The organism is Cupriavidus necator (assembly GCF_040578825.1).
Classification (GTDB): domain Bacteria; phylum Pseudomonadota; class Gammaproteobacteria; order Burkholderiales; family Burkholderiaceae; genus Cupriavidus; species Cupriavidus necator_E.
This window is the reverse complement of the sequence record NZ_JBEFLI010000022.1, coordinates 71,797-86,257: the sequence shown is the minus strand read 5'-3', so window position 1 is coordinate 86,257 and position 14,461 is coordinate 71,797. Positions and strand designations below refer to the sequence as shown.

Genomic DNA, 14,461 nt, shown 5'->3' with positions numbered 1-14,461 from the left:
CGCGCGCCACACTCCTCGCAATGCATGACCTTGCTGACCGGCTTCAAGTACAACGACAGCGTACGGCTCTCTCCCTCCGGCCATTCCACGCGCTCCAGCCGGTAGCCCTTCCAGCAACCCAGTGCTTGCAGCGTCTTGCGATCCAGCACACATCCCCTGATACCTGAAGAAACAGACATCAGCATACAAAATGTGCTCTTTCGGGCCACGGTTTTCTGCGAAGAACCTTTTATTAACGCGCGTCGATCGTTAAGCAACCTTTACTAGCGAACCCCAATGTCGACAGACGACACTGGCTTGCGCACCCAGCTCGCCCCGACCAGCGGCACCATGGGCTATGGCATTCCCTTCGCGGCCAAGCTGCTCCATCCGGAGTGCACGGTGGTCTGCTTCGCGGGAGACGGCTGCTTCCTGATGAACAGTCAGGAACTCGCCACTGCCGTGCAGTACGGCGTGAACATCATCGTCATCGTGGTCAACAACGGCATGTACGGCAGCATCCGCATGCATCAGGAGAAGCACTATCCGGAGCGCGTGCACGGCACCGAACTGGTCAACCCGGACTTCGCGGTGCTGGCCAGCGCCTATGGCATGGCAGGCGAGCGGGTACTGCGAACCACGGACTTCCCGGCGGCGTTCGAGCGCGCGCGGTCGGCCGGCAAGCCCGCGCTGATCGAACTGCGCACGGATCCACAGGTGGTCTCGCCGCGCGCCACGGTCAGCTCGCTGCGAAGGCAAGCGGCACACCAATAACAGGCTAGGGAGGGGGAGAGCAATGTCCAGGGACGAACAGCAAGCCGGTGCGGCGCGGCTCGTGGTACGGGACGTGGAGGCGTTTGCCACCTCGTTCCCGGTTTTGCAAGCTGCTCTTCGATGGCGAGTCGGCTTGCGTAAATCCGTACGAGTACGGCCTTGCACTCCAGTCTCCCGAGAAACAGATAAGGGCCGGCAGCGCTATGCAGTTGCCACTGTCGCAGGCGTGATGGCGAAGCCGAGGTCGGCGGCGCACCGGCGCAAAGCAGCAATGGAGCGCTGGCGCTGCTGCTCCTCGTACTTCTGCTGACCCTGATCGACGTAGTCCTCACCGCGCGTGAGCATGAAGTAGATCATGCGAGCGAGCTTGTGGGCGACGGCCGTATTGGCGCGGGGCTTGTCCATGCGCGCGCACAGGCGCCGGTAGAAGGCGCCTAGCGCCGAACGGTTGCGCGACAGACTCATGGCCGCGAGCTTGAGCGCCTGACGAACGCGGTTGGTCGAGCGTCGCGTGCGCGCCGACAAGACCTTGCCACCGCTGATCCTGGTGCCGGGGCAGAGCCCGAGCCACGAGCAGAAGTGCTTGACGTTGGCGAAACGGCTCAGGAGCCAGCCCGGCAAAGTGCTGTCGCGCCAGGGCCATAGGAGTTCGCGTGCTGCTCATAGCCCGTAGAAGCAATTGGGGATACGAAAAACCGCCTGCCCGAAGGGAAGAGATGGAGGTCTGCATGGGCAGGCGGGGAGAAAAGAGTTGCTGCTGCTCGCACCGGCAGCCGAAAGCCTGAAGCGGCCGACTTCGTGCCTTGTAATCACTTAGGGAAGTGCTGATCAATGAGGTTTGCTCTTGATGTCGCACAGGCCAATGACCGCGGTTGTCGCAATGCGAGAGAGATAGACCGATTCAAGCCGGTTTTTCTCGCGTTTCGCGCCTTTCCTGGCGCTCTTCGTGTGCTCAGGACGGACTGCTCCCCTGCAGCGCCAACAATTGCTTTTTGGCCAGTGCCAGATTCGCCAGACCAAACAGGCTGAACAACTGCGCCGTGTTTGCTTTGGCCCGCTCGACGGCGATCAGCAAGTCCTTGACCGCACCGTCACGCATCGCCTTTATCTTGCCGCGTTTGACGGCCACCTGCCACTTCACGGTCTTGCTTTGCATCTCCTCGCGCTTGTCCACGCCCGTGTAGCCCGCGTCGCCAAACGCGTGCTCCTCGTGGCCATGCAGCAAGGCATGCGCTTGCGACACGTCCGACTCGTTCGCTGCGGTGCCCACCACACTGTGTACCAGCCCCGAAGCCGCATCCACGCCGACGTGCGCCTTCATGCCAAAGTGCCAGGCATTACTTTTCTTGGCCTGGTGCATCTCCGGGTCGCGGCTCTTCTCCTTGTTCTTGGTCGACGGTGGCGCCTCAATGATAGTGGCATCCACAATCGTGCCTTCCTTCATCATCAGCCCACGTTCACACAGCATGATGCCGATCTCGTCGAACAGCTTTCGCGTCAGTTCATGCTCGACGAGCAGGCGGCGGAACTTGAGCAGCCGCAAAACTGATCTGTCGCTTCATCTCCGACTCATATCTTTGGCATGCATATGACAACGCTTACACGCCACTCAACGATGACTGCCGCGCTGATTAAATCAGTCTTTCCTTAGGGCCTTGCTGTCGCGCAAGCGCATGCTGGCAACGTTGCAGCTAGCGGAAATTTCGGGGAACAGTCGTGTGCAAGCCGTCGCCGAACGTGTCAAAATTTTCCAGCTTTGCACTTTCCGTACGTGGATCTGCGGTACCACTTCGCGTGCCGTCGCTGAAAGGATCGAAATTCCCTAACTTCGCTGTTTCGCAATTAACCTGGAGCTTGCCGGGGTGCGCGTTGTGCGCCCCGACCTTGCTTCTAGCGGAGGCGGCTGCCGTGACATTCGAGGCAACCAAAACTGCGAGCGTGAGCGTAGTAAAAAAGACTGACCTGGCGATCATTCGGGTTCTCCTTCAACTGAGTAATTGCTGGTTTTTTCGACAAAATTCTGGGTACATTGAGCAACGTTCCTTACCAGTAAAAATCGTCTTTCGATAATCGCCCCTATTGAAGGACTTCAATTCCAAGTACGATCCCTTGTCCTCCCACGAATCAAAAAGAGTCGGGGGAGTGGCGGATCCAATCCACCGAAAAATGGTAGCCAGCCTCGAAATTGAGTCACGCAACTTAAAATCCCAGTCTTCGACGTCTATCTGAAACGTACCGCTTGCTGCTCGTGTATTCAGTGCAGTCGAATCGGGACTACTACTCAGGCGGACAAGCTCTTACCGTACGAGCTTGGCTCTGGAACAAGGAGGGTGTGCGCTTCCTCAAGCCGATCTTGCTGCAGGTCGGCTGAATCGTTGGGCCTGATCTTGAACCAAATCGAATACATGGCTGGCAGGAACACCAGCGTCAAAATGGTCCCTGCGAAGGTGCCGCCGATGAGCGTGTAAGCGAGTGCCCCCCAAAACACCGAATGGGTCAACGGGATGAAGGCCAGGATCGCAGCCAATGCAGTCAGGACCACGGGCCGAGCGCGCTGCACGGTTGCCTCCACAACAGCATTGAACGGATCCAATCCCGCCTGTTTGTTGTGGTGAATCTCCCCAATCAGAATCAGCGTGTTGCGCATCAGGATGCCCGAAAGTGCAATCAGGCCGACTAGCGCATTGATGCCAAAAGGCTGCCCGAACAGAATCAGGGTGGGCACCACACCGATCAGACCCAGCGGGCTGGTCAGGAACACCATGACCATCGCGGCGATCGAGCGCACCTGAAAAATGATGATAAGCAGGGTGATCGCCAGCATGATCGGAAATAGCGGCAACATGGCTTTCGTCGCCTTGGCCGACTCTTCGATGGAGCCAGCCTGCTCGATGCGGTAGCCGCTTGGCAGCTTGTCCATGATGGGCTGAAGCTGCCTGGTGATCGCCGCGGATACGTCCGGCGGCTGCAAGCCGTCGGCGATGTCGCCCCGCACGGTAATCGTCGGCATACGGTCGCGCCGGCGCATGATCGGTTCCTCCATGCGCACGTCGACCTTGCCCACCTGCGACAGCGGGATGCGCTGCCCATTGGCGCCTGCCAGCGTGAAGTCGCCCATCCTGGCCGGGTCGAGCCGAACGTCGCCGGCCGAACGCGCCATGACCTGCACGGTGCGAATGTCCTCACGCACGGCGGTAACCGGCACGCCGCTCAACAAAAACTGCAGCTGTTGCGCCACGGCGCTGGAGCTCAGTCCCACCGCCTGCAATCGGTCCTGCTGCAAGGTGAAGTGAAGCGTGGGCGTGCGCGTACCCCAGTCAGTATTGACTGTGCGCATCATCGGACTGGCATCCAGCACGTGCTGCACTTCAGCCGCAATAGTGGCTAGCTTGTCCGGCTCCGGACCCGTGATCCGATAAGCAACCGGGAACGGCGAATACGGACCGAATACCAGTTGTGTGACCCGTACGCGCGCCTCGGCGGCGAGACCGTCAGCGATGGCCTGGCGCAGCCGCTGCTTCAATGCGTCGCGTTCGTCCTGGCTGTCAGTGCGGACCACGAGCTTGGCAAAGGACGGATCAGGCAGTTCCGGCCCCATGGCCAGATAGAAGCGTGGCGCGCCCTGACCAACGTAGGCAGTCACGATCTTGGCTTCCTTTTGTTTGGCCAGCCAGGCTTCCACTTTCGCCGTGGCGGCGCTGGTTTGCGCGATCGATGTGCCATAGGGCATCTGCAGCTCGACCAGTACTTCAGGGCGGTCGGAGATCGGGAAGAATTGCTTCTTGACCACCGCCATGCCGAGGATGGCGAAGGCGAAGAGTCCCCCCACCGAACCGGCGACCAGCCATTTGCGCGCGATGACGCGCCCCAGCAGTTGACGGAAGCGGTTGTAGCGTGGGGTGTCGTAAATCGCGGCGTGGCCACCTTCCACCTTTTTGAAGTCGGGCAGCATCATGACGCCCAGGTAAGGTGTGAAGACCACGGCGACGACCCAGGACGCGATCAGCGCAATGCCAACGATCCAGAACATGTTGCTGGTGTATTCGCCCGCGGTCGATCGTGCAAAGCCATTGGGCATGAAGCCAACGGCGGTGACCAGTGTGCCGGACAGCATGGGCGCAGCGGTATGGCTCCAGGCATAGGCCGAGGCCGCCACGCGGCTGTATCCCTCTTCCATCTTCACCACCATCATTTCGATGGCGATGATGGCGTCGTCCACCAGCAGGCCCAAGGCCAGAATCAGGGAGCCGAGGGTGATGCGGTCGAAGTTCTTGCCGGTCGCGGCCATCACCACGAACACCACCGCCAGTGTCAGCGGGACGGCCGCGGCAACCACCAAGCCCGCACGCCAGCCCATGCTCACGAAGCTCACCAGCATGACCACCAGCAGCGCGGCGAAGAACTTGACCATGAACTCATCGACCGCGGCGCTGATATTGACGGCCTGGTCCGTCACCTTGGTAAAGCTCATCCCCAGCGGCAATTCAGCGCTGATGGCCCCGACCTCTTTGTCCAGCGCTTTGCCGAGATCCAGCCCATTCCAGCCTTCCCGCATGACGATGCCGAGCAGCAAGGCGGGCTGCCCGCCGCTACGCACCATGAACGTGGCCGGATCTTCATAGCCGCGTCTGACCGTGGCAATGTCCGTCAGTTTCAGTGTGCGCCCCTGTGCCACGACAGGCGTATCACGGATCTTCTGCAGTTCATCGAAGGCGCCGTCCAGGCGAATGAAGACCTGCGGACCTTTCGTCTCGACGGAGCCCGCAGCCGTCAGCGCATTCTGGCTGTTGAGTGCTGCGAACACGTCCTGCGGGCTAACGCCTAGCGTCGCGAGACGCTCATGCGAAAACTCGACGTAGATGCGCTCCGACTGCTCGCCAATGATGTTGACCTTTTTCACTCCCGGCACATGCAGCAATCGCTGCCGCAACGTCTCCGCGTCGCGCACCAGCAAACGCTGTGGCTCGCCCTTCGCCTTGAGCGCGAACAACGCAAAGGTAACGTCCGCATATTCGTCATTCACCATCGGACCGATCACGCCAAGGGGGAGATTGCCTACCTCATCGCTGACTTTCTTGCGGGCTTGATAGAACTCCTCCTGGACTGCTGAAGGCGGCGTACTGTCGAGCAAGGTCAACGTCGTGAACGCCAGGCCGGGTCTTGTGTAAGTCTCCGTGCGGTCGTACCAGCGCAGTTCCTGCATGCGTTTTTCGAGCTTCTCGGCCACCTGGTCCTGCATTTCCTGCGCGGTGGCGCCGGGCCAGGCGGTGATGATTGTCATCACCTTGACCGTAAACGCCGGGTCTTCCGCGCGGCCCAACTTGAAAAATGAAATGAGCCCTGCCACGGAAATCAGGCAGATAAGGAACACGGTGATGGCACGCTCGCGTACTGCGAGCGCTGACAGGTTGAAACGGCCTTGGCTCACAGGCGCACCTCCGCGGTCGCAGTACTGGTAGCCTGGCCAGCCACGCGGACTTGCTGGCCTTCGCGCAACAGATGCGCGCCGAGCGCAACGATGTGGTCACCTGGTTTGACCTGACCTGTAACGCGAGCGCCCTCGTCACCTAGGCTCTGGATCGCGACCGACCGCCAGGAAACTTTTGCCGGCTCGCCATGGATGACCCACACTCCTGGGCCCTTGCCTGCATCGAAGACGGCTCCAATGGGCACCTGCATATCGCCTTGTGGGTGAGAATGCCCATCTGGGATCCGAATTGTGACCGTGGTGCCCAATGGTGCATTGGCCAGTTCCCCGTCTAACACATAGCGGGCCTCGAACGTGCGGCTGAGTCGATCTGCCGTATCCGAAAGCTGTCGGAGTTTGGCCGGTACTGTGATGCCTTCTTTACCGAAAAGGGCGGCTTGTGCGGCGGAGCCGATGGCCGGACGCAGGGTTTCCGGCAACTGGATAACCGCCTCACGACGCCCAGCGTGGGCCACGCGCACCACGGCCTGCCCAGCGTTGACAACCTGGCCGGGTTCGGCCAGCGTTTCCACCACCACACCATCGCCATCAGCAACCAACTCCGCATAGCGGCTGGCGTTCCGCGCGACATCAGCTTGCGCTTCTGCCGCACTGAGTTGAGCCCTGGCTGCGTCAGCGGCGGCCTTGACCTGATCATAGGCGGACGCCGAGATTGCACCGGTGCCGCGCAAATCGCGATAGCGTGCTTCATCGCCTGCCGACTGCTGTGCTCGTGCTCGCGCTGCAGCGACTGCCTCTTGCTGCGCATGCGCAGCAAGCTTCAGATCGACGGGGTCGATGCGCATGAGGGGCTGCCCGCGCTTGACGGTTTGCCCGGCATCGACGAGCCGCTCCAGCACCTTGCCGGAGACGCGGAACCCGAGGTCGCTCTGGATCCGAGCAGCGACTGTTCCAGTGAACGCGCGTGAGGCAGGAGTTACCGCCTGGACGAGCGCGGGACGTACCAGCGGTGCCTCAGTGCGAGGGTCCGCAGTGGCCCTTTCGCCGCAAGCGCCCAATGCGAACGGCAACGCACAAATAACGGTAGAGGTAGCAAAGCGACGCCAAAGCATGAAAGCCCCACTGACAGATGATCTGGGCTTTCATTGTGGTACGCGTGACTAATTTAGTCAATGGTCACTTCGAAATATTGACCCGTCATGGTGACAGGCTACGGAGCACCAGACTGGACAAGTGCGCCGGCGCGTCGTCCGTGTAGTCAAAGCTGTGCTGCAAAAGCAACGGATTCAGGTACGGGCGCATGACCAGGTAGATAGCCATCGCCGTCTCATCCAACGGTGTCTTGCGCTCGAAGTCCCCGGTTTGCCGGCCCTCTTGCAACACATCACGCAACAGCTTCTGGATGCGCTCTTCATAGGCAAGCACGGCTTGCCAGCGCTCGGTGGCTGCCGAGGCCGCAATCTCATACAGCTTGCGGTCCTGGAAAAATAGCCGAAGGCTCGCCTCGGTAAGGGCTTTGAACATCCGCCGCAGCTTTTCTGGCGGCGAATTGGCCTCCGCCACGGCGGCACTGACCTCAGCCTCGATCTCCCGCAGGCAGTTCGCGCAGATGGTCTCGCCAATGGCCTGCTTGGACTCAAAGAACTTGTAGATATACGCCTTGGAAAAACCGACGGCCTTGGCCAAGTCCGAAACGGCTGTCTTCTCGTAGCCGTAGCGACCGAAGTGCTCGGTGGCCGCGGCAACGATCTGGTCCCGCACGTCATGGTCGGCCGGACCGCGGGCGGAAACGGGATAGGTACTGGTCTTCTTCATGGGCTCCAGCTTACGCGACTCGCGATAGTTGAACAACTGGTGACTGTTTTGTATTATAGTCACTGAGACTTCCGATGGAACCTTCCCATGCTGCCAAAACTCTCCCTTGCCGCACTCTTCGTCGCCAGCCTGGCAACGGGCTGTGCCGTCGGTCCAGATTATGTGAAGCCCGATATGCGGCTTCCGGAACGGTTCCAGGGTCAGGCGGCTGTGGTGCAGCGGCCCGCGAATGCCGAAGCGGATCTATCCACATGGTGGGCCGGTTTTGGCGATCCGCAACTGACCCGGTTCGTACACCTTGCGCTGGAGCAGAATCTGGATGTGGCACAGGCATTCGCCCGTGTCACTCAGGCGCGGGCCGGCCTTGGCGCTGCCAATGCTGCGTTGCTGCCCTCCGGCAATGTCACAGGACAGGCCGCCCGCGCGTACCAGTCCGTCGAAACCCCCTTGGGCCAAGTCTTAAGTTCCAGACCTGGGTTCGACCGTTATGGCAATACTTACGGGCTTGATGGCAGCGCGAGCTGGGAGTTGGACATCTTCGGCGGCCTGCGCCGTGGCCGCGAAGCGGCATTTGCCGAGTACCAGGCCTCCAAAGCTGGCGCGGTGGCCACACGGCTGGCCGTGGCCGCACAGACCGCCGATATCTACATCACTGTCCGTGGTTTGCAGGCTCGCCTGAAAGTGGGCCGTCACCAAGTGCAAACGCAGCAGGAATTACTGTCCACCATCAACCTGCTGTACGGCAAAGGGTTGGCGGCAGAGCTTCAGGTCAGGCAGGCCGAGGGCGCGCTTTCCCAGGTTCGAGCTTCCATCCCGCCGCTTGAGGCGGGCCTGGACGCGGCGATGAACGCCCTGGACGTGATGCTCGGCTCGCTGCCGGGCACTCACCGGGCCGAACTTGCTGAAGGCGGCGACATCCCGGCCGCTCCGCAAATTGCGGTCAGCGGATCACCGGGCGAATTGCTGAGGCGCCGCCCGGACCTCATCGTCGCCGAGCGTCGCCTCGCGGCATCAAACGCCCGTATCGGTGTCGCCATCGCCGAGTATTACCCCAAGTTTTCGCTAAGCGGGCTGATCGGCAGCGCAACATCGATCGGCGCGGGCAATCTCTTCAGCAGCGGCGCGAGTCAGTTCGCCGGTGTGTTGGGTCTGCGCTGGCGCCTGTTCGATTTCGGCCGCATCAACGCGCAAATCGATCAAGCCAAGGGGCAAGAAGCGGAGAGGCTGGCGGCATACCGGCTCGCCGTGTTGCGAGCAACGGAAGATGTGGAAAACGCCTTCTCTGCCTTGGTCAAGCGTGAGGAGCAAGCTGCCGTGCTCACGCAAGGCGTGGAGTCGCTTGGCCGCGCCCGCAATGCTTCGTTCGCTGCCTATCAGAAAGGCGTCGTCAGCCTGATCGAAGTCCTGCAAGCCGACGAAAGCCTGCTACGCGCATCGGACGCGCGAGCGCAGGCACAGACGGAATCGGCACGCGCTGCGGTGTCGGCATTCAAGGCGCTCGGTGGTGGCTGGCAACCGGACGAATCCGCCGTCGTGGCAACCAGGCCGCCAGAGCTCGCTCAATAGCGCCCTGTGCCTGTCATGAACCTGAATGAATGAGGTCGCGCATCCAGCCGGTCTCATCGCAAAAGCTGAACTGCCGCCATCTCAATCCCCGCATACAGAAAGGAACTGCCATGTCGAATTCCAAAGTTGTCGTGATTACCGGCGTGTCATCGGGCATCGGCCGTGGCACTGCCGCGAAGTTTGCCCAGCAAGGCTACCGGGTATTCGGCACTGTGCGCAACTCCGCAACAGCGCAGCCGATATCGGGCGTTGAACTGGTCGAGATGGACATCCGTGATGAAGCTTCGGTTCAACATGGAATCCAGTCCATCATCGCTCACGCCAAACGCATCGACGTGCTGGTCAACAGTGCAGGGGTGACCCTGCTCGGCTCGACCGAAGAAACGTCGATTGCCGAAGCCCAGTCGCTGTTCGACACCAATGTTTTTGGCATCCTGCGATCATTTGCTGCCGGAAAGCAGCGGCATACGGCACTCGAGTCTTGGCCATGATTGGTACCCCCTACGGTTCAAGATAGCGGGTGTCCAAAAAAACGGGTCATCTCCAGGCCTGACCTCGGCCTCGCGCAGTTCCCCAGATAGAGCGCGCTCAATAGTCAGCGGCAGCGCGCCGCATGCAGCCACTTGCGCGCGGTGGCGGGGTCGGTCGACCCCGGCATCGCCGCGGCGGCGTCCGGCGTCCCACAGTTCGTGGCTCAGGTAGCGCGTGATGCGTGGCTGCGTCGGGGCGCGCGGGCGGCGCGCCAGCGCGAGCGGATTGCTGGCCAGGTAGCCGGCCTTGGTGCCCGGTTGAAGAGGCGTTCAGCATCACCAGCGCGTGGCGCACACTCGCCGGCGACAGCGGCCCGGTAAACGGGCGCCAGTCCGGGTGGCCGCAGCTTGTCGGGCTCTCCGCTCAAGGTCGCCGTCAGGCATTGGGCCAATGCTGGTGTCTGGATTCATGCCACGAGCCTCGTCATTGACCCCGGAAGCCCGATCCTGACGCTTCACTGGATGGGCGGCACCGTGCCGAGCTTCTCTGCCGGCATCCGCTCGTACACACCAAAATGCGTATCCACCTCGGTTTGACTGACGATGACAACTTGACATCCTCCCCGCCCTGAAAGGACGGGGATTCCTACTGCATCTAGGCCACGCCGACGTCGATCCCTACGGCGGGGCCGTGCGGCACAGGCCGCTCGACCTCGCGCGACGTGAGGATCGAGACGTACCACTTGCCGGCGCGCAGCGATACCGTGGCGCTACGGACCTCACCAAGAACCAAACGGCTGTTGCGGTAGCGAATCCAGCCGAGTTTCGGGAGGAAGATGCGGCTGTTGCCCTGATCGAGCTTCATCTGCTTCGGGTCGGGGTAACGGAAGCTGTCGCCTTGGCCCTTGAAGCGCGGGAAGTCGGCAAGCGAAGAAATTGGCGTAGGCCCGCTCCGGATCCTTGAGCGTCTGTTGCAGCGGGTGCGTCGGCGCGTCCTTGAGCCACGGTGTTTGCGCGCCGTTGCGCCACTCAGTGAGTAGCTTGCACAGCCCGGCGTAGCCGAGTTTCTTCTCGCCGGCCTCGTAGCGCTCTTTCTGCAACGCCAGCGCCTGGTTGAAGACGAAGCGGCACGACCCGGCGAGCGGCGCATGCCTCCTGAAGTTGATGGAGTCAGTCACCAGCGCGCGGCTTGCGACAGCTTGGGCGATTCGTTCCAAGCAGCGCGATGTCGAGCGCCTCGGAGTAGGCGCCCGCCCGATCCTGTGGAGGATGTTGTATCGGCGTGGAACGGCGGTCGCCCGCCCGGAAAGTCGTCACCGATCCTAAAGGAATGTTGTCAATTCGCGTGGCATGGCAGCGAAACCGCACGCAACCTCAATGAAATCAATGACTTAAACAGCGAAGGAAAGTTGGGTCTTCCACAATTTGTGTGACGAAGGCGAACTGGCGTGTGTTCCGTACTTTGGGTGTCGGGGGCACACTGGCGCGGAGTTGATGCTGGGGCAGCTGAAGGCCCATGACGTATGCGCGATGGCAGGATCTGCTGTAGCGACTCGCATAACCGCAGTTTGCTTTGTGCAAGACCCTCATTGCGGCACCGGCGAGAGGGGCTCGCGGCCTAAACTTTTGGACATCCAAAGGCCCGATCTCAGCCCCATCATGACGCAGCCCACCGCATTGCCAAGCATCCATGGTCACGCTTTTATGGATGGCAATGAGCAACCCTGACGCCGTTTCCAAATGACCGAATCCGTGACCTCCTCCATCATCGAGCACCTCAGGAGCGCTGACCGCCTGGCTATTGCACTGCCCAGCGCGACCTCCGCGACAGGCTCCTCAGTCGATGGGTCGACGACGGAGCTGCGAGGGGTCGTTTGTGGCGGCCCCGGCCGGCCGGAGGCCTTGAGCCCGGCTTCTACTGCCGCCCGACCATCTTCTCCTCGGTGGATCCCCAGATGCAGATCGCGCAGGAAGTTCGGTCCGGTCCTCGCGTTGATCCCCTATGACAGCGTGGACGAGGCCATGGAGATCGCCAATGGCACTGTCTACGGCCTGGGCGCCCATGTGCAAGGGAAGGACCTCGGCGCGGCCCGGGCCGTCGCAGCGCGGATCCGGTCCGGGCAGGTGCACATCAACTATCCGGCCCGGAATCCCCACGCTCCCTTTGGCGGATACAAGCGTTCAGGGAATGGTCGCGAATACGGAATAGAAGGTCTCAAGGAATACCTGGAAACCAGGCCATTCTTGGCTTCCAGGATGCCTCGGCACCCGGTACCGACTGACAGGCTTTCAGTGAAGACATCGCGCATCGCGCAGGAGCAATCATGACCGTGGCCCTAGTGCTGCATCGCGCCGATGGCGCGCCCGTTTCAACTGAATTCCGCAGGGCGGCCTTCGGCAATGACGATCCCTTTGCGCGACAGCGCGAAATCGCATGGGAAGGACCCGACTCCATGATCGCTGGTCGGGCCAGCTTCATTGGCGATCTCGATGTCGCGAGCTTCCCTCACATCGAAACCATCGTCGTGGTGGAAGGAGAGCTGACGCTGACCGCAGCGGGAACGGCCCCGCTGGTACTGGGTCCGCAAGCGGGCGCTGTCATCGGATGCGGCACGGCGCTGCGCATCCAGGCCGGATCCCGCGTGCGGTTTTCCTTCTGCGCGGCGGCTTGCGAGAAACCGACCAACCCCGGCCTCATCCCCTTGCGCGCCAACGCCGACTTCAAGCCGTCCACACCGCCCCCGGCGGAGACGCTGCTGGGCCCATCCCCCCAATGCCGCAGCGACAATGTCTTCACCGACGAGGGCGCGCAGTACCTCGCGGGCACCTGGGACTCGACACCCTACCACCGGGTCGTCCGTCCGCATCGCCTCAACGAATTCATGCATCTGCTGGCCGGCAGCGTGCGGTTCGCGGCCCCCGATGGCAGCGTGCTGTCGGTGGGCGCCGGAGATGCGCTGTTCGTGCCCCAGGGCGCACCGATCGGGTGGGAAAGCAGCGATCGCGTGGCGAAATTCTACGTAGTTCAAAGCGTCCAGGCTTGAATCGACGAGCGAGATCCATCATGTCCCCTCCGCTGCACCACATTCAAACTTCGCCCACGCTGCCGGCTTCGGCTGATGTCGTCGTGATCGGCGGCGGCATCATTGGCGTCTTTACCGCCTACTACCTGGCCAAGCGCGGCGTTTCGGTCGCCCTGGTCGAAAAGGGGAGGATCGGCGCCGAGCAATCGAGCCGCAACTGGGGCTGGTGCCGGCAGCAGAACCGCGATGCTCGCGAACTGCCGCTAGCGAGCAAGAGCCTTGACCTCTGGGAACGCTTTGCCGCAGAAAGCGGAGAAGACACGGGCTTCCATCGCTGCGGGCTCTTGTATCTCAGTAACGACGAGGCGGAGCTATCCCGTTGGTCCAGTTGGGGCGATTTTGCAAAGACCGCCGGAGTGGCAACCTACATGCTCAATAGCCGGCAAGCCGCCCAGCGGGGGCAGGCGACCGGGCGCGCCTGGAAAGGCGGCGTCTTCTCGCCCAGCGATGGCACTGCCGATCCAGGCAAGGCTGCGCCGGCCGTGGCAGCTGCCCTGATCAAGCTCGGTGGCAGCGTTCACCAAAATTGCGCTGCCCGCGGCATCGAGACGGAAGGCGGACGAGTCAGCGGCGTCATCACGGAAGCCGGGGTCATCAAAACCAGGACGGCCGTGCTGGCCGGTGGCGCCTGGGCGTCCTCGTTCTGCCGCCAGCTCGGCATCCGTTTTCCCCAGGCCTCGATCCGTCAATCCATCCTGAGCGTTTCCCCTGTAGAGCATTGCTTGCCGGATGCCCTATTTACGACAGGCGTGTCCATTACGCGTCGCAGCGACGGACGCTTCGCCCTGGCCATCAGCGGCCGCGCACGCGTGGACGTGACGCCACAGTTTATGCGATTCGCCCCACAGTTCGTGCCCATGTTCGCCAAGCGCTGGCGCAGCCTTCTTCCGGGAGGCCTGGAAGGCATTCGTGGTGGGCACGAAACGCTGAAGCGGTGGCGCCTCGATGCCCCGACCCCAATGGAGCGAGTGCGCATCCTTGATCCGAAGCCCGATCTCGCGACGGTCAGGGAGACACACCGTCGCGCTCTCGAACTCCTGCCTGAACTGCGCGAAGCAAGGATCACGGACGCCTGGGCCGGCTTTGTCGACAGCACGCCGGATGGTGTTCCCGGCATCGGCGAAGTGCCATCCATACCGGGTTTCATCCTGGCTGCGGGCTTTTCCGGACACGGCTTTGGAATCGGCCCTGGCGCCGGCCACCTTATCGCGGACCTTGCCACCGGTGCCGAACCGATCGTGGATCCCATACCGTACCGGCCGGGGCGGTTCAGCGGCTCAGCATGGGGCAAGGTCGCTGATTTCTAGGCCGCGCCTGCGACGCGCCAAACCCCGACCCAGCCCATC

General features: G+C 61.9%; 7 protein-coding genes and 7 pseudogenes. 6 read left to right on the top strand and 8 right to left on the bottom strand.

Going from position 1 to position 14,461, the window contains the following annotated elements; genetic code table 11:
* Positions 1-149: pseudogene (locus AB1I47_RS13605) on the bottom strand (ISL3 family transposase); the annotation flags it as partial.
* A gap of 145 nt (positions 150-294) precedes the next feature.
* Between AB1I47_RS13605 and AB1I47_RS13600 the strand changes: the two are divergent.
* Positions 295-753 (top strand): annotated as a pseudogene (locus tag AB1I47_RS13600) (thiamine pyrophosphate-dependent enzyme); the annotation flags it as partial.
* A gap of 201 nt (positions 754-954) precedes the next feature.
* Here AB1I47_RS13600 and AB1I47_RS13595 read toward each other — a convergent pair.
* From AB1I47_RS13595 to AB1I47_RS13570, 6 genes and pseudogenes are all read right to left on the bottom strand, one after another.
* A pseudogene (locus AB1I47_RS13595) lies at positions 955-1,359 on the bottom strand (transposase); the annotation flags it as partial.
* Positions 1,360-1,705: 346 nt separating this feature from the next.
* Positions 1,706-2,290, bottom strand: a pseudogene (locus AB1I47_RS13590) (IS5 family transposase); the annotation flags it as partial.
* Positions 2,291-2,444: 154 nt separating this feature from the next.
* Entirely contained in the window at positions 2,445-2,726 is a 282-nt protein-coding gene (locus AB1I47_RS13585) for a hypothetical protein (protein WP_354684272.1), read from the bottom strand.
* Between the two features lie 308 nt (positions 2,727-3,034).
* A complete protein-coding gene (locus tag AB1I47_RS13580) occupies positions 3,035-6,181 on the bottom strand; it encodes an efflux RND transporter permease subunit (RefSeq protein ID WP_354684271.1) in 3,147 nt (1,048 codons plus the stop codon).
* Positions 6,178-7,293 carry an efflux RND transporter periplasmic adaptor subunit gene (locus AB1I47_RS13575; RefSeq protein WP_354684270.1) on the bottom strand — a complete coding sequence of 372 codons (1,116 nt, stop codon included), beginning with the start codon at positions 7,291-7,293 and terminating at the stop codon, positions 6,178-6,180. Before AB1I47_RS13575 ends, AB1I47_RS13580 begins: the two co-directional genes overlap by 4 nt.
* An 85-nt stretch (positions 7,294-7,378) precedes the next feature.
* Positions 7,379-7,996: a TetR/AcrR family transcriptional regulator gene (locus AB1I47_RS13570; RefSeq protein WP_354684269.1), complete on the bottom strand. Its 618-nt coding sequence runs from the start codon at positions 7,994-7,996 to the stop codon at positions 7,379-7,381.
* A gap of 87 nt (positions 7,997-8,083) precedes the next feature.
* Between AB1I47_RS13570 and AB1I47_RS13565 the strand changes: the two genes are divergently transcribed.
* On the top strand, positions 8,084-9,562 hold the full coding sequence (locus AB1I47_RS13565; protein ID WP_354684268.1) for a TolC family protein: 1,479 nt from the start codon (positions 8,084-8,086) through the stop codon (positions 9,560-9,562).
* Positions 9,563-9,672: 110 nt separating this feature from the next.
* A pseudogene (locus tag AB1I47_RS13560) lies at positions 9,673-10,014 on the top strand (SDR family NAD(P)-dependent oxidoreductase); the annotation flags it as partial.
* Positions 10,015-10,690: 676 nt separating this feature from the next.
* On the opposite strand, the pseudogene AB1I47_RS13550 reads toward AB1I47_RS13560, so the two are convergent.
* Positions 10,691-11,171, bottom strand: a pseudogene (locus tag AB1I47_RS13550) (RNA-guided endonuclease InsQ/TnpB family protein); the annotation flags it as partial.
* Positions 11,172-11,901: 730 nt separating this feature from the next.
* Here AB1I47_RS13550 and AB1I47_RS13545 point away from each other — a divergent pair.
* The 3 genes and pseudogenes from AB1I47_RS13545 to AB1I47_RS13535 form a co-directional block, all read left to right on the top strand.
* Positions 11,902-12,314: pseudogene (locus AB1I47_RS13545) on the top strand (aldehyde dehydrogenase family protein); the annotation flags it as partial.
* Positions 12,315-12,356: 42 nt separating this feature from the next.
* A complete protein-coding gene (locus AB1I47_RS13540) occupies positions 12,357-13,076 on the top strand; it encodes a cupin domain-containing protein (RefSeq protein WP_354684267.1) in 720 nt (239 codons plus the stop codon).
* A gap of 20 nt (positions 13,077-13,096) precedes the next feature.
* Positions 13,097-14,422: an NAD(P)/FAD-dependent oxidoreductase gene (locus tag AB1I47_RS13535; RefSeq protein WP_354684266.1), complete on the top strand. Its 1,326-nt coding sequence runs from the start codon at positions 13,097-13,099 to the stop codon at positions 14,420-14,422.
* The last annotated feature ends 39 nt before the right edge of the window (positions 14,423-14,461 follow it).